The organism is Mycetocola sp. Y719 (assembly GCF_056713205.1).
Genome location: NZ_JBWYGY010000001.1, coordinates 1,123,396 through 1,142,646, shown reverse-complemented (window position 1 = coordinate 1,142,646; position 19,251 = coordinate 1,123,396). Strand labels below are relative to the sequence as shown.

Genomic DNA, 19,251 nt, shown 5'->3' with positions numbered 1-19,251 from the left:
CGTCTAAATCGCTGTGACGCGCCCCATAAGCTGGAACCGCACGCCCCCGTAGTCCAATGGCAGAGACAGGCGACTTAAAATCGCTCCAGTGTGGGTTCGAGTCCCACCGGGGGTACCACTGCCCTCACGTCAGCCGCGGGCCGCGTGATGATCTCGAGCGTCGCCTCGCTGCCTCGCCGACGGTTTCAGGCACTGCACCTCGTTGTGGTGCTCGCAGTACTTGTTGTGGCAGCGCCAGGCAGGAGCGGTGTCGTTGATCGCACCCTCGGAGAGCTCCAGGATCAGACTCAGTTCCCTGCAGAACTGACACACACGCCGAGGACGCCCGCTCATGTCTTCGAGAATAGGATCCGGGATGCTCCGGCGGCAGGGGTGCACCAGATATTCACCGAATTGCAACCGTTGACGGCGATCATCGATGCCACGGCCCCGTCCGAGGGATACCGGAGTGCCTGGGCGAACCAATACGGTTGAGGGGCCCGGGAGTGCCCCCGATCGGGCAAATGTCCCCTCGCAATGCATTCGGAGTATTGCGAGGGGACTATCGCTTTCTCCTGAGCAATGCCCCTTGCCCAGGCCGTCAGCCTATGCCGATGCTCCGGGTAACGATCAGTCCCCTCTCTGGGGGACTGTGTCCGAGCTGTGTGCTCGACGGATTTTCATCCGACACACAATCCAATCGGCGAACGACAAGCTCCGGCAAGAGCCGGCGCTCTTCCCGTGATCCAGACCACACCCCTTTTGGGGGATCCATGGCTGGTCGGTTGAGGCTCGACCGCTGGCAGGGTACAAGTACAGGATCGCAATTTCCACAAAACAGAGACGAGGGACTCCTGCATGGCGATCAAGCCTCGCGACACGGCCCCACAACAAAGCAAGCAGCGAATGGGGTCGCGGTCTGGGCAGACCCAGGGCCTCGTTATCCGGTCGGTTCGCATTGCGGCTGCAGCTGTCATCGTCCTTGTTGCTCTTGCAGGGGTGGCCCTTGCGGTTACTTCGGTTCCTGTTTTTCTTCTGAGCTGGACTTGGACCTGGCCGTGGGAACGAAAGCCCCACGGGATTTCCGGGGCGACTTGGGCAAATGCCGAGAGTACCGCGCGTCAAGGTGTGCTGCTCGTGCTCGGTGGCGCGCTCGCTGTGGTCGGGCTCACCTTCACGTGGCTTCGCCATAGGAGGGAGGAGTATCTCTCCAGGCTCGAGGGAGACCGTCACTGGACTCACCGATACACAGAGGCCGTCTCCCAACTCGGGGCTGAGCCGGTCGCAATTCAACTGGGCGGCATCTATGCATTAGAACGTCTCGCGCAAGATGCGCCGAGCGAGTCGGATCGTCAAACAATCGCCGAAGTCTTCGCCGCTTACCTCCGCGAATACTCACAAGTTCCCTCCGAGTCGGAATTCGATGCGATGGACGAATCTCAAACTCAAGAGGTTGACCCATCCCAAATCGCGTCCGTATGCAAGACCGTGGCGGAATCGTTAGGCCGAGTCGCTAAAACGAAGCTGCTTAGACCGTTGAATCTCTCTAACGTGAACCTATCTGAGGCTTCATTTGCGAGGGCTCAACTGTCTGGCTGGGACTTTAGTCGAGCATCGCTCTGGCGAAGTGACATGAGCTCAGCAAACCTGACAGGGGCGTGGCTGCGTGGAGCGGTCATAACAAACGCGTCTTTTCGCGAAGCAAACCTGACGGATGCGCTCGTCTACGACGCGCAGATCGATGGGGGCGACTTCACAGATGCCAACTTCACCGGTGCAGAATTATCGCGGTCGCGGCTTCAACATACATGGGTTGAAGGCGCAGACTTCAGCGGCTCCAACATGCTCTGGACCGACCTGTCGAGCATCTCACCTGTGGACGCGGATCAACTCACCGCCATAGGCGGCTGGGATGAGAAAACGATCTGGCCGGAGGGGTTTACGCCTATTGAAGACTCTCGCTTCCTCCAGGAGCATCCCCCAATGCACGACTGAACATGGATGACAACAGTGCGTCCAGGGTATGCGAAGCGCGCCTCGCCTATTCGACCGAAGGTGCCCTTGGGTTTGTCGATCTGAGTTGGCTAGGAATCAACGTCGGTGGTAGCAGTCCGTCACGGCAGCTTCTTCCTCGCGGTCCCTCGGGCCGGAGCGATCACCCTCGTTCCTCTTGCCTGTGTGTCGAACCCGAAGGTCGCAGGCTGACGGCAGTCGGTCTCCTCGCCTTACCCCTGTCCCGGCATGTGCCTCCGCGCGTATACTTCGCGGACAACTCGATGAAGAGGACATGCCATGGACACCGACACCGCCGTCGCCCGCCACTACGGTAACCCTGAGCTCGAGGACTCGATCCTCGACGCACTGGTGCGAACAGGGCATGACCTGAATCGGCTCGAGCCCGACGACCTCCTCGCCGTCGATGAGTTCCACGTCGGCGGTGTCCAGGCGACCCGCGACCTGGCCCGCGCGGCCGGGATCGCTGCAGGGTCGACCGTGCTCGACGTCGGCTCAGGCATCGGCGGACCTGCGCGGCTCTTCGCGCACCACTTCGGGGCGACGGTCGTCGGCGTGGACGTCACGCCGGAGTTCGTCCGAACCGCCACGTCCCTCACCGGCAGGACCGGCCTCTCCGAGAACGTCGCCTTCATCGAGGGAAGCGGACTCCGACTGCCGTTCACCGACGACGAATTCGACGTGGCCACGATGATCCACGTCGGGATGAACATCGCAGACAAGCCGGCCCTGTTCACCGAAGTGTCCAGGGTTCTCAAGCCGGGGGGAGTCTTCGCCCTGTACGACATCATGATCACGAGTTCCGGGGAGATGACCTATCCCCAGCCGTGGGCACCGACGGCAGACATCTCGTTCGTCGGCTCGCCGGACGACTACGCGAAGGCGCTCCAGGCGGCAGGCTTCACCGTCGAGAGCACCACCGATCGCCGTGACGCCGGGATCGAGTTCATCGAACGGGGCCCGCAGCCGTCACCGGGCGGTCAGCCGTCACCACTCGGGATGCACCTCGTGCTCGGTCCGGACGGCAGGAACCGGATGGGCAACCTCCTCGCCGGCATGAAGGCCGGGGTGCTCGCTCCCGTCGAGATGGTGGCGAGGCTGGCGTGACGGCGCCCTACTTCGCCTGGTCGTAGCTCGACACCGCTGCAACGGTCAGCGCGAAGTCCACCGGAAACGTGCCGAACAGGAGGCGACCGGCCTCCGCGGCTGCTTCGCGGATCGCGTCGCCGACGGCATCCGCCAGGTGCTCGGGGGAGTGGACCATCACTTCGTCGTGGAGGAACAACACCAGGTGCGGTTCACCCCGCTCGTCGCCCAGCGCCCGCAGTCGTTGCCGAAGGCCGGCCATCCAGCACATGGCCCATTCCGCCGCGGTGCCCTGGGCGACGAAGTTTCGTGTGAAGCGGCCCCAATCGCGGCCCACCTGACGAGCGCGACGTTCGTCGTGTGCGGTTGCCTCAGGGTCGGTCCCCGCGCGCTGGACCTCGTGCCAGTTCTCGCCGGGCAGCGGGGAACTGCGACCGAGCCAGGTGCTCACCTGCTCGCCACGCTCCCCGGACCTCGCTGCTGCCTCGACGAGGCCGATCGCCCGCGGGAACGCCCGGGTGAGCCTGGGCATGAGCTGCGCGCTTTCGCCGGTGGTCGCGCCGTACAGTGCGCCGAGCATCGCCACCTTGGCGTGCGCCCGAGTGTCGACGACGCCGGCGTCGACGAGCCCCTGGTAGAGGTCGCGTCCGCGGCCGGCATTCGCCATGGCCTCGTCTCGGGACATCGCCGCGATGATGCGCGGCTCGAGCTGTGCGGCATCCGCGACGACGAGGGTCCAGCCGTCATCGGCCATCACCGCGCCACGCACCTGGGCAGGCAGTTGCAGCGCGCCGCCGCCCCGCGTCGCCCACCTCCCGGTGACCACGCCCCCGACGACGTACTCGGGATGGAACCGGCCGTCGCGGATCCAGGCATCCATCCACACCCAGCCGTTGGCAGACAGCAGTCTGGCGCGCTTCTTGTACTCGAGGAGCGGTGCGATCGCCGGATGCTCCAGCTCGCGGAGGTCCCATTTGCTCGTTCCGGTGACGGCCAGGCCGGCCCGCTTCAGCGCGCGGAGCAACTCGGGCTGCGAATCGGGGTTGAGGCTCGGGGCGTCGAGCGCTACGCGGATCTGCTCAGCCAGGATCTCCAGCTTCGCCGGGCGTCCGCCGAACTGCGGCCGCGGACCGAGGACCTCGGACAGGGTGGCCGCGTGAACGTCCGCCCGCCATGGCATCCCGCGCTGTCGCATCTCTTCCGCGATCAGCGCGCCACACGACTCAGCGGCCAGAAGCAGCCGCAGGCGCGACGCTCGCTCCGGCTCGGCCCTCGCGACCTCGTCCAGGGTGCGCCGTTGCAGCAGGAACTCCTCCACCGGGTCGGCTTCGTCCGGGGATGGCCCGTCATCGAAAAGCGTGTTCGCGTGATCGCTCGACGGGACGGCGGCCTGATCCCAGGCGTTCTGCGGTGCGTCGGCCAGCTGCGATCCCCTCGTAGCCTCTGACAGCTTGAGAATGCGGTGGCAGAGGCGCAGATCGTGCGTGCGTTCGATCGTGATCCCGGCGGCCAGGAGCACCGGATACCAGAGGGTCGTGTCGCTCCATACCCAGCGCGGGCGGTCGCGCTCACGTCGCGCGATGTCTCCAGACACGTCGGCGCCGAGCAGGAACGACCCCGTGACGGCACCATCGTCGTCGAGTTCTGTCAGGGTCACCGCACCGCGGGGGGATCCTGACAGCACGATGAACACGCTCCCATTCTCCTGCAGGCGACCGACATGGACGACGTCGTCAGCCCGTGGGCGGTGGATTCAGTCCGAGGTCAGGTCGGGCTGGACGAGGCGGCGCCAGAGCCAGACGGAGATCCCGATGGCGCCGAACACGACGAGAGCGAACAGCCCGATCAGGATGCCGCCGCTGTTCTGCCACACGTCGACGACGGGAGCGAGGAGCGCGAAGAGGACGGTCAGCACGACGAACGCAGAGGCGAACCAGGCTGGTCGTGACCAGATCAGCAGTGCCCGGCCATCCAGTCTCCCCAGCGGTACGAGGAGGATCGCCGCGGAGCCGATGCCGGCGGTTGCGGCGATGTTCGCTACTTCGGTGAGGAGGATGTCGGCGAAGCCGGAGGGCGCGCCGAGCACCGTGGAGGCGAGCCAAGCCACGAGGCCGAATGTGAACACCACACCGATGCGGATCAGGGCGAGGACGCCACGGGCGGTGCGGAGTCCTGTTACGGCGGAGACGGTGAAGACGACGCCGAACAGCAGAGCGGGCTGCAGGTCGAGCAGGCGTGAGAAGAGGGCGACGGCGGCGACCGTGACGAGGAACCGCGGCGACAGCGCGATCCGCGCTGTGCTCGCCGCCCAGCGGGGCACAAGGAGCTTCGGCAGGTATGTCGAGGCCAGGTTCAGCAGAGCGATCGCGATCACCGAAGCGAGGAAGACGCGGAGGTATTCCGGCTGCCCGTGGACGGGATTGGCGAACAGGACGATGCCGCCTGCGGCCACGACCGCACCGCCGGCGGTGAGGACGGCGCCGGGTGTCGAGACGAGGGGATCGGGATCGTCGTGCGTCGGTACCCGGTTCCTGCCGGTGAGGCTCGGCGGGCGGTGGCCCGCGCGGCGTGCGCCGACGGTGGTCGCCAGCATCCGGGCCGGCACGAGCAGGAGGAGGATGGCCACGGCGGCCAGGGAAAGCGCGCGGAGCCAGGACAGGTCGACGGCGCCGAGCGCCGACGGCACCCCGGACGTGAACGGCGTCGCGTTCACCCAGCCGTTCGACTCGGGGGTGGTCGTCGGTCCGGATCCGGGCGGAGCCGGGCTGGGTGTCGTCGGCGGGACGGCGGGAACCACGGGAGCCGGATCGGGCCCTTCGCTGTCTTCCTGTGTCGGGCTCGGGGACGGCGACGTCGTCGATGGCGCCACGATCCGAAGCTCGAGCGGGGCGCTCCCTCCGCCGACGTTGCCTGCGGCATCCTTCTGGAACGCCGTCACCCTGGCCGTGCCGGCGGGCAGAGCAGCACCTGTGCAGGTCCACGACCCGCGGGAGACGACGGCCGAGCACAGGGCGACGTCTGAGCCCGATGCCGTGACCGCGAAGACTTCGACGGTCGCCTGATTCTCTCCGGTGCCGGCGAACACCACACCGCTCGTGCGCACGGTGCTGCCGGGGGCGGGGGATGTCAGCCGCGGAACGGCTGGTGCGTCGACGTCGAGGAGGATTCGTCTCTCGGGGGCGGGGCTCGATTGCCGGCTGTGGCTGAACGAGGTCGCCTGTGTCGCCGTGAGCGTGTGTGCACCGCTTCCGATGGAGCGGGGCAGGACGTAGGCCCACGTGCCATCCGGACCGGCAGGGAAGCTCCACGATGATCCGCCGCCGACGGAGAGGGTGATCGTCGCGTTGGGGTAGCCGCCGCCCTGGACCAGGCCGCTGGTCAGCTGGAGCGTCGACCCTGCGATCGTGGGCTCAGCGAGGACGTCGACTACGACGGGAACCGACTCGAGGTTGGGGCCCCCTTCGCCCAGTTGTACGGCGGAAAGACTGATCGACGGGCCGCTGGGCAGACGAGAGACTTCACAGGAGAAGTCGGTGTCATCGCTCTCGACCGTGCAGACATTCGTGCGCGACGAGCCGGCGAGGATCTGGACTTCCGATCCCGCGGCCTTGGTGCCGGTGATCACCGTGCTCGCAGAGCCGAGGAACTCTCCGGTGTCCGGCGAGGTGATCGTGGGTGCGGTTTCAGGGGCCAGCGGAAGGTCGTCGGGGTCGGCATGGGCGGCGGTCGGAGCGGCCAGGAGCAGAATGAGAGCGACGGATGCTGCCATGATCGACCCGGAGGCTCGCGAGCGTCGCCAGGTCAGCTGCGCCGACCGGCCCCCAACACGTCGAGCAACTCTGAGTATCCCCACCGTGCTTCCATTTACGAGCCGGCCCTGCCTGATGTCAAACCGCCACGCCTGTTTGGGGGTCATTCTCAGTCTCAGAGACAGGGCGTCCTGGGGCCGGGAACCGCTAGCGTGGAGACCGGAAGGGAGGGCCGATGGCCATCACGCTCTCCGCCATGGGCAAGGCGGCCCCAACTCCGGCGCCCTGGCAGGACCCGAATCGGTTCTGGACGGGGCTCGATGCCGCGACGGCAGGTCTTGAAAGCCCGCTCGCCGTGCTGCACCTCGGGGCCCTCCAGCACAACACCCACGACCTCGTCCGGCGTGCAGCAGGCAAGCCGATCAGGGTGGCGAGCAAGTCGATCAGGGTGCGGGGGCTCGTCGACGCCCTTCTGGACACCGACGGCTACGCCGGAATCCTTGCGTTCACACTGCCTGAGGCACTCTGGCTCGCTGAGACCGTGGACGACATCGTGGTGGGCTACCCGACGGCGGACACCGCGGCAATCTGCAGGCTCGCAGCGGACCCCGTTGCGGCCTCGCGCGTGACGCTGATGGTCGATTCGGTCGAGCATCTCGATTTCGTCGACGCGTGCGTGCCGCCGAACGCACGGGAGAACATCCGCGTCTGCCTCGAACTGGACGTGTCGTGGCAGACCGCTGCTCCACTCGGCCACGTGGGTGTCTGGCGCTCGCCGGTCCGCACGGCGGAAGAGGCGGCGGCTCTCGCGCGAGCGATCGAGGCGCGGCCCGGGTTCACGCTGGTCGGGATGATGGCGTACGAGGCACAGATCGCCGGCCTGGGCGACAAGACCGCGTCGAGGGGTGCCTGGTCCAAAACCATGCGCTGGATGAAGCGAAACTCGATCCGCGAGCTCACCGAGCGCCGTGGCGAGGCCGTTGCGGCCGTGCGCGCGGTCTCCGACCTGGAATTCGTGAACGGAGGGGGCACCGGCTCGGTCGAGAGCACCTCCCAGGACGACTCGGTCACCGAGATCGCCGCAGGAAGCGGCATCCTCGGCGGCCACCTGTTCGACAACTACCGCACGTTCCACCCGGCGCCCGCGGCATCGTTCGCGCTCTCGGTGGTGCGCAAACCCTCCCCGTCGATGGCCGTCATCCTCGGCGGCGGCTGGGTGGCATCAGGCCCGCCAGGCGAGGACCGGCTTCCACGACTGGCGTGGCCGGAAGGCCTCGAGCTGATCCCGCGCGAGATGGCGGGGGAGGTGCAGACGCCGATCCGCGGCGCGGCCGCATCCGGCCTGAGCACCGGCGACCGGGTCTGGCTCCGGCATTCGAAATCGGGCGAGCTGAGCGAGCGGGTGAACGACTTCGTGGTCGTCGACGGCGACCAGGTGATCGACCGGCTTCCGACCTATCGCGGCGAGGGAAAGGCGTTTCTGTGACGGCGACCGGGGCAGTGTGGCACAACTGGGCGCGAACCGAGCAGTCGAGGCCACTCCGGGTCGAACGACCACGCACCACGGCGGCGGTGCAGCGCGCCGTCCGGGCCGCCGCCGGGTCAGGAATCCCGATCAAGGCCGTCGGAGCAGGACACTCGTTCACAGGCATTGCGGTCGCCACAGGAGTCCAGCTCGCGCTGGATGACCTCACCGGCCTGGTCGGGCGGCCGACCCCGGACGGTCATGTCTCGTTCTACGCGGGCACCCGGCTGCACCAGATCCCGCGTCTGATCGCACCGTTCGGCCTTGCCATGGCCAACCTCGGCGACATCGACCGGCAGAGCATAAGTGGAGCGATCTCCACGGGCACTCACGGCACCGGGTCGCGGTTCGGCGGACTCGCCAGCCAGGTCGTCGGCGCCACGCTCGTCACGGCGGACGGTGAGGTGCTGCGGATCGACAAGGAGGACAACGCCGATCTCCTCCCTGCCGTCGCGCTGGGCCTCGGCGCGCTCGGCATCCTGGCCGAGGTGACGATCGCGTGTGTGCCGACGTTCCTCCTCGACGCGGTCGAACGGCCCGAGCCCCTCGCCGACGTGGTCGACACCATCGCCGAGCGGGCGGCGACGGCAGATCACTTCGAGTTCTACTGGTTCCCCCACACCGAGACCGCCCTGACGAAGACGAACACGAGACTGCCGGCATCCGCACCCCGCAAACCCCTCCCTCCGCTCTCACGCTGGGTCGACGACACGGTCATGGCCAACGGCATCTACCGAGCCAGCTGCTTCGCTGGGACGGTCGTGCCGTCCGTGACGCCGACCGTGAACCGGCTGGCCGAGAAGCTCACGGGCAACCGGCGGTTCACGGACTCCTCCCATCGGGTCTTCACGACACGGAGGACGGTCCGTTTCCGCGAGATGGAGTACGCGGTCGCCGCTGAACACGTTCCGGCCGTCGTCCGCGAGATCACGACGCTCATCGCGCGCAGGAAATGGCGCGTCAGCTTCCCGATCGAGGTGCGTTTCGCCGCATCGGACGACCTCTGGATGTCGACGGCATCCGGTCGCGCCACCGGCTACATCGCCGTGCACCGGTATCACCGCGAAGACCCGGACTCGTACTTCGCGGCGGTCGAATCGATCTTCCAGGAGTACGGCGGCCGGCCGCACTGGGGCAAGATGCACACGCAGGATGCCGCGTCGCTGTCGGCGCTGTATCCGCACTTTGGCGACTTCATCGCCCTCCGAGACAGGCTCGACCCCCGCCGCCTCTTTTCCAACGCGTACCTGGACCGGGTTCTCGGTTCCTGACCCCGAGGGTTTGCCTTGAGGTGGGTTGATTACCGCGCTCCCGGGCTGGTCAGGCACGTAGAATGATGGAGTTCACAGGCGTCACCCGTACGCACTGCACACAGCACATAAGGGAGTTCTCGCCATGGAATGGCTCATTCCGGTACTCATCGTCGTCGCACTGGCGGCCATCATCGGCATCTACTTCTGGGTCACCTACAACTCGCTGGTGTCCCTCAATGTCCGTGTCGACGAGGCATGGAGCGACATCACGGTGCAGCTGAAGCGACGGGCCGACCTCATCCCCAACCTGATCGAGTCGGTGAAGGGTTACGCGGCACACGAGCGGGCAGTCTTCGAGAACGTCACGCGGGCGCGAGCCGAAACCCTCAGCGCGCAGGGCCCGGCAGACGCGTCAGCGGCCGAGAACCACATGCAGCAGGCACTCAAGTCGATCTTCGCGGTCGCCGAAGCGTACCCACAGCTCCAGGCCAGCCAGAACTACCTGCAGCTGCAGGGTGAGCTCGTCGACACCGAAGACAAGATCCAGGCCTCACGCCGGTTCTACAACGGCGGCGTCCGCGAACTCAACACGAAGATCAAGGTCTTCCCGAACCACCTCATCGCCAAGAACCTCGGTTTCAGCGAGCGCGAGTTCTTCGAGGTCACCGACAACGCGGCCATCGCAGAGCCGCCGCGCGTGCAGTTCTAAGCGCCAGAGCGATTTCCGGGCTCGGGTGCGCGCGAACAGCGTGCACCCGAGCCTGTTCTGTTTCCCCGAAAGGACACTGAATGTACCGGGCCATCCGCAAGAACAAGGTGAACACCGTTGTCATCATTCTCGTGTTCCTGCTCATCATCGGGGGACTGGGCGCCCTGGCCGGCGCGATCTACAACAGCCTGACCATCACGATCTTCACGCTCGTCGGAGCGACGATCTACGCCGTCATCCAGTACTTCTTCGCGTCGAGCCAAACCCTCGCTGTCAGCGGCGGGCACGAGATCCAGAAGTCGGACAACCCGCGGCTCTACCGCATCGTCGAGAACCTCGCGATCACGACGGGTATGCCCATGCCGAAGGTCTATCTGATCGACGACCCGGCGCCCAACGCATTCGCCACCGGCCGAGACCCCCAGCACGCCTCGGTCGCCGCGACGACCGGACTGCTTGACATCCTGACGGACTCCGAGCTCGAAGGAGTCATGGCGCATGAGATGGGCCACGTGCAGAACTACGACATCCGCGTCTCGATGATGGTCTTCGGGCTCGTCGTCGCCATCGGTTTCCTCGCCGACATGCTCATGCGCATGGTCTGGTTCGGTGGCGGAAACCGCAACAGCAATGGTGGGGGGAACCCGATCGTCTTGATTTTCGGGATCGCCGCGATGATCATCGCACCGTTGCTGGCCAGCCTCGTGCAGATGGCCGTCTCGCGGCAGCGTGAGTATCTCGCGGATGCCACCGGTGCCCTGACGACCCGCCACCCGGACGCCCTCGCGAGCGCCCTCGAGAAGCTTGCGGCCTACGGTCGGCCGATGCGGCGGCAGAACACGTCGATGGCGCACCTGTGGATCTCCGACCCGCTGAAGCCGGGAGCTGTCGCGCGCCTGTTCAGCACACACCCGCCGATCGACGAGCGGGTCGCCCGGCTGCGGACCATCGGCGGAGGTTTCTAGCCGTCGACAGCGATACTCGCGACTCATACGCGGCACAGCTGCTCACGGACTCACGTCGGTCGAACTCACCCGGTGCGCCGGGTGACAGGGTCCGGAACGGGTGGACGCTGGGAGGAGGTGGCGTACGGGCCGGCGGTCATCTACCGCTGAAACGCAGAAGCGGAGCGAGCCTGTCGGCCCGCTCCGCTTCGTTGTACCGCGCGTTTAGTAGATGTCCTCGAGGGTGACTTCTTCACCGTCGATGACGATGGAACCGTCGAGGTTCCAGTCCGTACCTGTCGTGTAGCTCTCGGTGCCTGTGCCACCGCCGTAGAGCGTGCCGGTCGCGACTGCCGTGACCTTTCCGCCCTCGGTGGAGAAGTACCGGCCGGACTCGTCGACGACGGCAACCGGGTACTTCTCGACGGTGTACTTCATCGTCGGCTCATCGGCGAAGTCATAGACAGCGCCGGTGTACATCCCGCAACCCTCAGGGTCGTCCGTCTTCGACGTTGCGCACTCGTCCAGGTGGGCGTCGAGTGCTTCCTGGACCGCCGTGGTCAGACCTTCACTCGGGGTGAACTCGAGTTCGACCGCTTCGTAGTTGGCCTTCGAACCGGTACCAGCGACGAACGTCTGCGATTCGGCCTCGAAGAAGTCGCCCTCAGGTGCGCCGATTTCGTAGGTGCCCGGGTACGCGGCGAGTTCGTATTCCTTGCCGAAGTCGACGTCCTTGCCGTTGACCGAGACGACCGTGCCCTGGTCGGTGTACACGTACACCGATGACAGGAGCGGCTTGTCGATCTTCCACTTGTCGAAGAACACGCCCTGCTTGCCGTCCTTGCTGAGTTCCAGGACGTCGTCGAAGGCGGTGCCGTCGACGCTGTAGCTGACCTCGGCGTACGCGGAGTCGCCGCGCGAGGACACCTTGGTGACCTTGGCGTTCTTCATGAGCGCCTTGGCTTCGCCGAGCACGTCATCGGAGAGGAGCGACGCGGCGTCCTTCGTCACTCCGGGGTCGACGAGCTTGTTGGCCTGCGACGCCTTACCCTGGCTGATCGCCGTCAGGTAGCTGCGCACAGTAGCTTCGGGGCCGTACTGGGTCGAGTTGATGACGTTGATGACGACCGAACCGATGATGAGCAGGAGGACCAGTGCGGCGGCGAGCGACGAGAAGAGAATGATCTTCCTCTTCTTTTTCGGGTCCATCGGGGGCCGCTGTCCGCCCGCCGGCTGCGGGTAGCCCGCCGGGGTCGGTGCGCCGGCAGGACCTTGAGGGTACGCGCCGGGAGCATAGCCGGCCTGCGGGTAGCCACCCTGGTTACCTGCCTGCTGAGCGCCCTGGCTGTATGCGCCTTGCGTGTACGCAGCTGCAGCCTGTGCCCCCTGGCTGTAACCGTCGACGGGTGGTTGTCCCTGCGTGTACGGGTTCTGCGCGGGGGTCTGACCGTAGGGGTTCTCACCGTACGGAGCCTGGGGAGCGCTCGGGTCCTGGCCGTATGCGGGCTGGCCTTGCGTGTACGGGTTCTGCGGACCGGCCGGGGCCTGCCCGTACGGGTTCTGCGGCGAGGCCGGGTTCTGGGGTGCTGCCTGACCCTGGTTGTAAGGGTTGTGCTGGTTGTCCTGCCCCGGAGCGTATGGAGCCTGGGGGTCGCTCGGACCCTGGCTGTACGGCTCCTGACCGGTACCGGGAGTGCCGGGCTGTGGCGCGTTTATCGGCTCACCGTCCTGGCCATTCCCATTGCCCCCGGGTGTTGCCGGCGTCTTGTCGTCCTCGGCCATGTGTGCGTTCCCCTCGTCGTACGTGATCGCTGCAAACCTAGCATCGAAGAAGGGGACTCACTGAGCGCAAAATGCCCTGATCTATGGGGACTTCTCCCCATCGTCATCGACCGGGACGCCGAGAGACACGCCGAGCGCCCCGGCCAGCGCCCGCGCCAGCGTGCCACGGTCGGCCACGGTGACGGAATCGTTTCGCTGCCAGGCGGCTGCCCGGCGGACGAGCTGCGCGACCCGTTCTGGGGTATCCGACGGGGCACCGGGTTCGAGCCAGGCGGACTGCACGCGGAGCGTGCCTGCGGCGCGGTCGTTCTTGAGATCGAGGCGTGCGACGAGGCGGTCATCGAGCAGTACGGGAAGCACGTAGTAGCCGTGGACTCGCTTGTGTTTCGGCGTGTAGATCTCGATCCGGTAGTGGAAGTCGAACAGCCGGTGTGCCCTGTTGCGCGCCCAGACGACCGGGTCGAAGGGTGACAGGAGAGCGGATGCCTCGATGCGGCGAGGCCGACGTGCGTCCCGGTGGAGCCAGGCCTCCCTCGGCCGGTTTCCCCGGAGCCAGCCCGGTACGGTCACGGGCAGGAGCTCGCCCGCGTCCTCGAGGTCGGCGACGGCCAGCCTGGCGTCTGCGGAGGGAAGGCGGTAGTAGTCCGCCAGGTCGTCGAGGGTTCCGATGCCGTGCGCGACGGCCGACCGCCTGACGAGTTCCCGGATCGCATCAGCCTTCGGGATGGTCCGGTCGAGCACCTCGCCAGGCAGAACCTGCTCGGGGAGCGCGTAGCGGCGTTCGAACCCGACACGGCCCGCTGAGACGATCTCGCCCCAGCGGAACAGGGTCTCCAGGCCGATCTTCACGTCCGACCAGCCCCACCATGGACCGACCCGCTTGTTCGCGTCGTGCTCGATCTGGCTCGCGGGCAACGGCCCTTTCTCGGCGAGTTCCGAGTGGAGCCAGCGCAGGAATTCGGTGTTCGCGTTCGACCAGCTCGCGGGGTCGGCGGAGCTGCGATCGCGGTAGCCCTGCATCCGCCACCGGAACAACGGCCAGCTGTCGCGCGGCATGATCGTCGCCTCATGACCCCAGTACTCGATGTACCGGCCCTTCGGTGCGAAGGTGAGGGCGTCGAGCGCTGCTTTGTCGTAGGCACCGAGCCGGGCGAACACAGGAAGGTAGTGGCTGCGTTCGAACACGTTCACCGAGTCGATCTGCAGCACTCCGAGCCGGTCGACGAGGGCGTTCAGCTGACGAGTGCCGGCGTCGGCGGGGAGGGGCCGCCCGAAACCCTGCGCGGAGAGGGCGATCCGTCTGGCCAGCGCCGGGGAAACAGTGTCGGTCATAGCTCCCGACGTTAGCGCGTGCCGCCGACAGTGGCGGCATAGACTGATCCGGTGGCCAAATCGACTGAGAAAAGCTGGTGGGCCCGCGTGTTTCGGCCCTCAGAAACCGAAGCCGTAGCCCACGACCCCGTGCCATCGAGCGGGATCGAGCACGACGTCCCCCGCGGCATGCGGATCGCCGGCGCCTGGTCGTGGCGATTGCTCGTCATCGCCGGTGCGCTCGCCGTCCTGGTGGTCCTCATCGTCCAGTTGCGACTCATCATCATCCCGTTGCTCATCGGTGTGCTGGTCTCCGCGCTCCTCACGCCGCTGGTCGGTTTCCTGACCCGCCATCGCTGGCCGAGGGGACTGGCGATCGCCACGGCCATCCTCGGTACCCTCGCTATCGTCGGCGGACTGCTCTGGCTGGCGATCTGGCAGATCACGCGTGACTTCGACGTCGTCCGCGAGCGGACGGTCGCGTCGTTCGAGGACCTGAAGACGTTCCTCCTGCAGTCGCCGCTGCATCTCACCGACTCGCAGATCAACGATTTCATCGCGGATGCCCTCAGCGCGGTCCAGAACGACGGCCAGGCGCTGTTGAGCGGTGCACTGTCGTTGGGCTCCACCATCGGGCACGTCGCCACCGGTGTCTTCCTCGCGCTGTTCTGCCTGATCTTCGTCCTCATCGACGGCAAGGGCATCTGGGGATGGATCGTCCGGCTGATGCCGAAGAAGGCCCAACCGGCGATCGACGGCGCGGGTAAGGCCGGGTGGTCCACGCTCACCAACTACGCGCGGACGCAGATCCTCGTTGCATCCATCGACGCCGTGGGCATCGGTCTCGGCGCGTTCCTCCTCGGGGTGCCCCTCGCGATCCCGATCGCCGTGCTCGTCTTCCTGGGTTCGTTCGTTCCGATCGTCGGTGCTGTCGTCACCGGTACGGTTGCCGTCTTCATCGCCCTCGTCTACAACGGCTGGGTCATCGCCCTGCTCATGGTCGGCGTGGTGCTCCTGGTGCAGCAGCTCGAAGGCCACGTGCTCCAGCCGCTCCTGATGGGTGCGGCGGTGAAGGTCCACCCGCTTGCTGTCGTCCTCGTCGTCGCAGGAGGCACGCTGCTCGCCGGGATCCCAGGCGCGCTGTTCGCCGTTCCGGTGGCCGCAGTGATCAACGTGATGGCGAAGTACATCTCGTCCGGCGCGTGGAGAACCCGGGCACCAGGCACCCCCCTCATCCTCGGCGATGTGATCTGGCAGACCGTCCCGACCGAGCGGCACGTCCGCAAGAAGCCCGCAGCGCACCCGCAGGCAGCAGCGTCACCACAGCAAGGAATCCCGAATGACTGACACCCCCCTCGCAGGACCCACGCTCGACCAGTTCGAGAAGGCACGCACGGTCGTCGCCCGGGTCGCGGAGGAGACACCGATGGAGAGCTCGCGGTACCTCGCCGAGCTTCTGGGCGCACCGGTCTTCCTTAAATGCGAGAACCTCCAGCGGACGGGGTCGTACAAGATCCGCGGTGCCTACAACAGGATGGCGCAGCTGACAGACGAGGAGCGGGCGCACGGCGTCGTGGCGGCTTCGGCCGGAAATCATGCCCAGGGCGTGGCATTCGCGGCGAGGGAACTCGGCATCGCGTCGACGATCTTCATGCCGATCGGTGTTCCGCTGCCGAAGCTGCAGGCCACGAAGCAGTACGGCGCCCAGGTGATCCTCAAGGGACACACAGTCGCAGAGCCCCTGCTCGCCGCGGCCGCGTACGCCGAGGAGACCGGGGCGATCTTCATTCCGCCGTTCGACCACCCCGACGTGATCGTCGGGCAGGGCACCCTCGGTCTCGAGATCTGGGACTCCGTCCCCGAGGTCGAAACCGTCATCATCCCGATCGGTGGAGGAGGGCTCATCGCCGGCGTCGCCTCAGCGCTCAAGCAGCGCGCTGCGGCGGCCGGCCGCACGGTCCGCGTCGTCGGCGTCCAGGCGGCCAACGCGGCCGCCTACCCGCCATCGCTGGCCGCAGGAACCCCGCAAGAGGTGATCGTGCAGGCCACCATCGCCGACGGGATCGCCGTCGGCAAGCCCGGCCTGCTGAACTTCGACATCATCCGCGACGTCGTCGACGAGGTCATCACGGTGAGCGAGGACGACATCGCCAAAGCTCTTCTCGTGCTGCTCGAACGGGCGAAGCTCGTTGTCGAGCCGGCCGGAGCCGTCGGCGTCGCAGCCATCCTCGCCGGCAGCGTTGCCCCGACCGGACCGACCGTCGTCATCCTCTCTGGCGGAAACATCGACCCGCTGCTCATGCAGAGGGTGATCAGCCACGGTCTCGCGGCATCCGACCGGTACCTCACCCTGCGCATTCCGCTGCCCGACCGTCCTGGGCAGCTGGCACGGACCGCGGAACTCGTCGCACAGGCCAACGCCAACGTGATCGAGGTGCTGCACACCAGGCACGGGCACGGACTGAAGATCGGCGAAGTGGAGCTCGAGCTCAGCGTGGAGACCAGAGGACCTGAACACCGAGACCTCGTCGTCCGGACGTTGCAGGATGCCGGTTACTCACCTCAGATCGTCGAGGACTGACCGAGGCGGGATACGAGAAACGGGCCGGTGAGAAGAATCTCGCCGGCCCGTTCGTGTGTCGTCGGGGCTACTGTCCCGCGTAGGTGTCGACCTTCGTGATCTTCACTGTGATCTCTTTGCCGTTCGGAGCGGTATACGTCGTGCTCTCGCCGACCTTGAGCCCGAGGATGGCGGAGCCGAGGGGGCTCTGCTCGCTGTAGACATCGAGGTCGGAGTTGGCGGCGATCTCACGGTTGCCGAGGAGGAAGACTTCCTTGCCCCCGGCGACGGTGGCGGTGATGACGGTGCCGGACTCGACGACGCCGTGGCTCTCGGGGGCTTCACCGACCGTCGCGTCGCGAAGAAGCTGTGTGAGGGTGCGGATGCGCGCTTCCTGCTTGCCCTGTTCGTCCTTGGCTGCGTGGTAGCCGCCGTTCTCCTTGAGATCGCCCTCTTCGCGAGCGGATTCGATCTTCTTGGCGATCTCTTCGCGCCCGACGGTGGACAGCGTCTCAAGCTCGCCGGCGAGTCGGTCATAAGCATCCTGCGTGAGGAAGGTGACCTGAGTCTCTGCAGCCATGGCGAACTCCTTACATAAACGGACGCCCTGACGGTTGCGTCAGGGCGTATCAACTGGACCCGGCTTCCGGGTATCAGATGAGCTTATGCCAGCCAGCAGCGATAAATCAAACCCGTCGAAGCTTTTTCGATGGTGGTGACCGACTCGGTGAATGTCCGGGTTCGCTGCTCTGAAGCGGGGACTTCGATGACCTTCCAGCCGACGACGGCGAACGTGTCATTGAGCGCCTGGACGGCGCAATGGGTCGTCGTTCCCTCACCGACGGACAGCTCGAATGTCACGTTGACTGTCCGTTCATCGACGACCACGTGCGCGGTATCCCTCACGTCGATTCCCGGACCGGCTGCGTCGAGCCCTGCCCACACCACCCAGGCCACGAAGACGAGGGCGAACGCGCCACCGAGAGTCCAGGCGATGCGGCGTTCGCGGGTCCGCCGGCGCGGGGTGCGTCCGTAGCGGTCATCGATGACGGAGGCGTCCCGCTCAGTGTTCGAAACCATCAACCCTCATCCGTGCAAACGTTAGTCTGTAGAGACAAGGCTAATCGCTTCGACGCCTCCACACTCTCACCGGAAGACCAGGCCATCGTGACACTCCGCTTGCTCTCGGTCCACGCGCATCCCGACGACGAGTCGAGCAAGGGCGCAGCGACCTCCGCTTACTACCGTTCGCGGGGCGTCGAAGTCCTCGTCGTCAGCTGCACCGGCGGCGAGCGGGGCGACATCCTCAATGACGATCTCGCCGAGCGGGCGATGGGGGAGCGGGACCTTGCAGGACTCCGACGCAGGGAGATGGCCGAAGCGGCGCGGATCATGGACGTCAGTCACCGCTGGCTCGGGTACGTCGACTCGGGAATGCGGCAGGAGGACGGAAGCCTGCCGCCGAATTCGTTCGCTGCCATCCCGCTCAGCGTGTCCGCTGAGCCGCTCGTGCGAATCGTCCGCGAGTTCAAGCCGCAGGTGATGATCACCTACGACGAGAACGGTGGGTACCCGCACCCCGACCACATCCGTTGCCACGAGGTGTCCGTCGCTGCGTTCGATGCGGCATCCGATGCATCGGCCTATCCGGAAGCCGGACCGGCCTGGCAGGTCTCCAAGCTGTACTACGACCACATCTTCAATGCGGAACGGGTCCAGGCGAACTTCGACGAACTCCTGCGGCAGGAGCCGGATTCGCCGCTCATCGAGCAGCTCAGCGAGATGGTGTCCTGGATGAAGGATCGTCCTGCCCGTGCGACGACGCACGTGCCGGTCGGCGAGTTCTTCGAGGTGCGGGATGCCGCGCTCAGGTCGCACGCCAGCCAGGTCGCTGCAGACTCCAGCTTCTTCTTCTGGTCGAACGACCTGCAACGTGCGGCGTGGCCGTACGAAGACTTCGAACGGGTGCGTTCCCTTGTGCCGCCCGTCGCAAACGAGAGCGACCTGTTCGCCGGGATTGAGGACACTGAATGACCGCCAGCTGGAACACCGTGACGGATGCCATATGGCGGCTGGCGGCGACCCCGACTCCGACGCCGTCGCTGAACATCGACGCCAACGATGTCACCCCGGGGCCGGCCGGTTTCTTCATCGTGGCGGCCATCGCGGCAGCCGTCTTCCTGCTCATCTTCGACATGCTGCGACGTATCAGGCGGGTCAACTACAAGGCGGAGATCAGCGAGCGTCTCCAGGCCGAGCTGGACGAACGTGACGGCACTGCCGCCACGGATGACGGCCCGGCCGGCGACGCGCCACGGCCAGGCGACGAGCGACCGTAGC

At 66.3% G+C, this 19,251-nt stretch carries 16 protein-coding genes and 1 tRNA gene; 11 read left to right on the top strand and 6 right to left on the bottom strand.

Features of this window, described 5'->3' with window-relative positions; genetic code table 11:
* The first annotated feature begins 42 nt into the window (after positions 1 to 42).
* From AC1M0F_RS05365 to AC1M0F_RS05355, 3 genes are all read left to right on the top strand, one after another.
* A tRNA-Leu gene (locus AC1M0F_RS05365) sits at positions 43 to 118 on the top strand.
* A 719-nt stretch (positions 119 to 837) separates the two neighbouring features.
* On the top strand, positions 838 to 1,974 hold the full coding sequence (locus AC1M0F_RS05360; RefSeq protein ID WP_480237154.1) for a pentapeptide repeat-containing protein: 1,137 nt from the start codon (positions 838 to 840) through the stop codon (positions 1,972 to 1,974).
* Between the two features lie 297 nt (positions 1,975 to 2,271).
* Positions 2,272 to 3,099: a class I SAM-dependent methyltransferase gene (locus AC1M0F_RS05355; protein ID WP_480237153.1), complete on the top strand. Its 828-nt coding sequence runs from the start codon at positions 2,272 to 2,274 to the stop codon at positions 3,097 to 3,099.
* 7 nt (positions 3,100 to 3,106) lie between these two features.
* On the opposite strand, the gene AC1M0F_RS05350 is transcribed toward AC1M0F_RS05355, so the two are convergent.
* Both AC1M0F_RS05350 and AC1M0F_RS05345 read right to left on the bottom strand, forming a co-directional pair.
* A complete protein-coding gene (locus AC1M0F_RS05350; RefSeq protein ID WP_480237152.1) occupies positions 3,107 to 4,771 on the bottom strand; it encodes a bifunctional 3'-5' exonuclease/DNA polymerase in 1,665 nt (554 codons plus the stop codon).
* Between the two features lie 60 nt (positions 4,772 to 4,831).
* Entirely contained in the window at positions 4,832 to 6,847 is a 2,016-nt protein-coding gene (locus AC1M0F_RS05345) for a hypothetical protein (protein WP_480237151.1), read from the bottom strand.
* Positions 6,848 to 7,062: 215 nt separating this feature from the next.
* Here AC1M0F_RS05345 and AC1M0F_RS05340 point away from each other — a divergent pair, with 215 nt between their 5' ends.
* From AC1M0F_RS05340 to AC1M0F_RS05325, 4 genes are all read left to right on the top strand, one after another.
* Positions 7,063 to 8,313 carry an alanine racemase gene (locus AC1M0F_RS05340; RefSeq protein WP_480237150.1) on the top strand — a complete coding sequence of 417 codons (1,251 nt, stop codon included), beginning with the start codon at positions 7,063 to 7,065 and terminating at the stop codon, positions 8,311 to 8,313.
* Positions 8,310 to 9,623: a D-arabinono-1,4-lactone oxidase gene (locus tag AC1M0F_RS05335; RefSeq protein WP_480237149.1), complete on the top strand. Its 1,314-nt coding sequence runs from the start codon at positions 8,310 to 8,312 to the stop codon at positions 9,621 to 9,623. The genes AC1M0F_RS05340 and AC1M0F_RS05335 overlap by 4 nt, the downstream gene beginning before the upstream one ends.
* A gap of 124 nt (positions 9,624 to 9,747) precedes the next feature.
* The gene (locus AC1M0F_RS05330; protein ID WP_480237148.1) at positions 9,748 to 10,314 is read left to right on the top strand and encodes a LemA family protein; all 567 of its coding nucleotides are present in this window, start codon (positions 9,748 to 9,750) and stop codon (positions 10,312 to 10,314) included.
* Positions 10,315 to 10,394: 80 nt separating this feature from the next.
* Positions 10,395 to 11,279 (top strand): M48 family metalloprotease, encoded by an 885-nt coding sequence (locus tag AC1M0F_RS05325; protein ID WP_480237147.1) that lies wholly within the window; start codon positions 10,395 to 10,397, stop codon positions 11,277 to 11,279.
* Positions 11,280 to 11,483: 204 nt separating this feature from the next.
* On the opposite strand, the gene AC1M0F_RS05320 is transcribed toward AC1M0F_RS05325, so the two are convergent.
* Positions 11,484 to 13,040, bottom strand: coding sequence for a zinc ribbon domain-containing protein (locus tag AC1M0F_RS05320; protein ID WP_480237146.1), 1,557 nt, complete (start codon positions 13,038 to 13,040; stop codon positions 11,484 to 11,486).
* Between the two features lie 81 nt (positions 13,041 to 13,121).
* Positions 13,122 to 14,372, bottom strand: a complete 1,251-nt coding sequence (locus tag AC1M0F_RS05315; RefSeq protein ID WP_480237145.1) for a winged helix-turn-helix domain-containing protein — start codon at positions 14,370 to 14,372, stop codon at positions 13,122 to 13,124.
* 87 nt (positions 14,373 to 14,459) lie between these two features.
* Between AC1M0F_RS05315 and AC1M0F_RS05310 the strand changes: the two genes are divergently transcribed.
* Positions 14,460 to 15,698 carry an AI-2E family transporter gene (locus AC1M0F_RS05310; RefSeq protein WP_480237365.1) on the top strand — a complete coding sequence of 413 codons (1,239 nt, stop codon included), beginning with the start codon at positions 14,460 to 14,462 and terminating at the stop codon, positions 15,696 to 15,698.
* Positions 15,691 to 16,932 carry a threonine ammonia-lyase gene (gene ilvA, locus AC1M0F_RS05305; RefSeq protein WP_480237144.1) on the top strand — a complete coding sequence of 414 codons (1,242 nt, stop codon included), beginning with the start codon at positions 15,691 to 15,693 and terminating at the stop codon, positions 16,930 to 16,932. The genes AC1M0F_RS05310 and ilvA overlap by 8 nt, the downstream gene beginning before the upstream one ends.
* A 67-nt stretch (positions 16,933 to 16,999) precedes the next feature.
* On the opposite strand, the gene greA is transcribed toward ilvA, so the two are convergent.
* Both greA and AC1M0F_RS05295 read right to left on the bottom strand, forming a co-directional pair.
* Entirely contained in the window at positions 17,000 to 17,491 is a 492-nt protein-coding gene (gene greA, locus AC1M0F_RS05300) for a transcription elongation factor GreA (protein WP_480237143.1), read from the bottom strand.
* 83 nt (positions 17,492 to 17,574) lie between these two features.
* Entirely contained in the window at positions 17,575 to 17,991 is a 417-nt protein-coding gene (locus AC1M0F_RS05295; protein ID WP_480237142.1) for a DUF4307 domain-containing protein, read from the bottom strand.
* 87 nt (positions 17,992 to 18,078) lie between these two features.
* On the opposite strand from AC1M0F_RS05295, the gene mca reads away from it, so the two are divergent.
* Positions 18,079 to 18,945 carry a mycothiol conjugate amidase Mca gene (gene mca, locus AC1M0F_RS05290; protein WP_480237141.1) on the top strand — a complete coding sequence of 289 codons (867 nt, stop codon included), beginning with the start codon at positions 18,079 to 18,081 and terminating at the stop codon, positions 18,943 to 18,945.
* Positions 18,942 to 19,250, top strand: coding sequence for a hypothetical protein (locus AC1M0F_RS05285; RefSeq protein WP_480237140.1), 309 nt, complete (start codon positions 18,942 to 18,944; stop codon positions 19,248 to 19,250). The genes mca and AC1M0F_RS05285 overlap by 4 nt, the downstream gene beginning before the upstream one ends.
* Position 19,251 lies beyond the last annotated feature (1 nt).

Excerpts from the sequence above, each read along its gene's own strand:
- AC1M0F_RS05285 (WP_480237140.1), top strand. The coding sequence starts at position 18,942 with ATGACCGCCAGCTGGAACACCGTGACGGATGCCATATGGCGGCTGGCG.
- ilvA (WP_480237144.1), top strand. The coding sequence starts at position 15,691 with ATGACTGACACCCCCCTCGCAGGACCCACGCTCGACCAGTTCGAGAAG.
- AC1M0F_RS05360 (WP_480237154.1), top strand. The coding sequence starts at position 838 with ATGGCGATCAAGCCTCGCGACACGGCCCCACAACAAAGCAAGCAGCGA.
- AC1M0F_RS05295 (WP_480237142.1), bottom strand. The coding sequence starts at position 17,991 with ATGGTTTCGAACACTGAGCGGGACGCCTCCGTCATCGATGACCGCTAC.
- AC1M0F_RS05315 (WP_480237145.1), bottom strand. The coding sequence starts at position 14,372 with ATGACCGACACTGTTTCCCCGGCGCTGGCCAGACGGATCGCCCTCTCC.
- AC1M0F_RS05330 (WP_480237148.1), top strand. The coding sequence starts at position 9,748 with ATGGAATGGCTCATTCCGGTACTCATCGTCGTCGCACTGGCGGCCATC.
- AC1M0F_RS05320 (WP_480237146.1), bottom strand. The coding sequence starts at position 13,040 with ATGGCCGAGGACGACAAGACGCCGGCAACACCCGGGGGCAATGGGAAT.
- greA (WP_480237143.1), bottom strand. The coding sequence starts at position 17,491 with ATGGCTGCAGAGACTCAGGTCACCTTCCTCACGCAGGATGCTTATGAC.
- AC1M0F_RS05355 (WP_480237153.1), top strand. The coding sequence starts at position 2,272 with ATGGACACCGACACCGCCGTCGCCCGCCACTACGGTAACCCTGAGCTC.
- AC1M0F_RS05345 (WP_480237151.1), bottom strand. The coding sequence starts at position 6,847 with ATGGCAGCATCCGTCGCTCTCATTCTGCTCCTGGCCGCTCCGACCGCC.
- AC1M0F_RS05340 (WP_480237150.1), top strand. The coding sequence starts at position 7,063 with ATGGCCATCACGCTCTCCGCCATGGGCAAGGCGGCCCCAACTCCGGCG.
- AC1M0F_RS05325 (WP_480237147.1), top strand. The coding sequence starts at position 10,395 with ATGTACCGGGCCATCCGCAAGAACAAGGTGAACACCGTTGTCATCATT.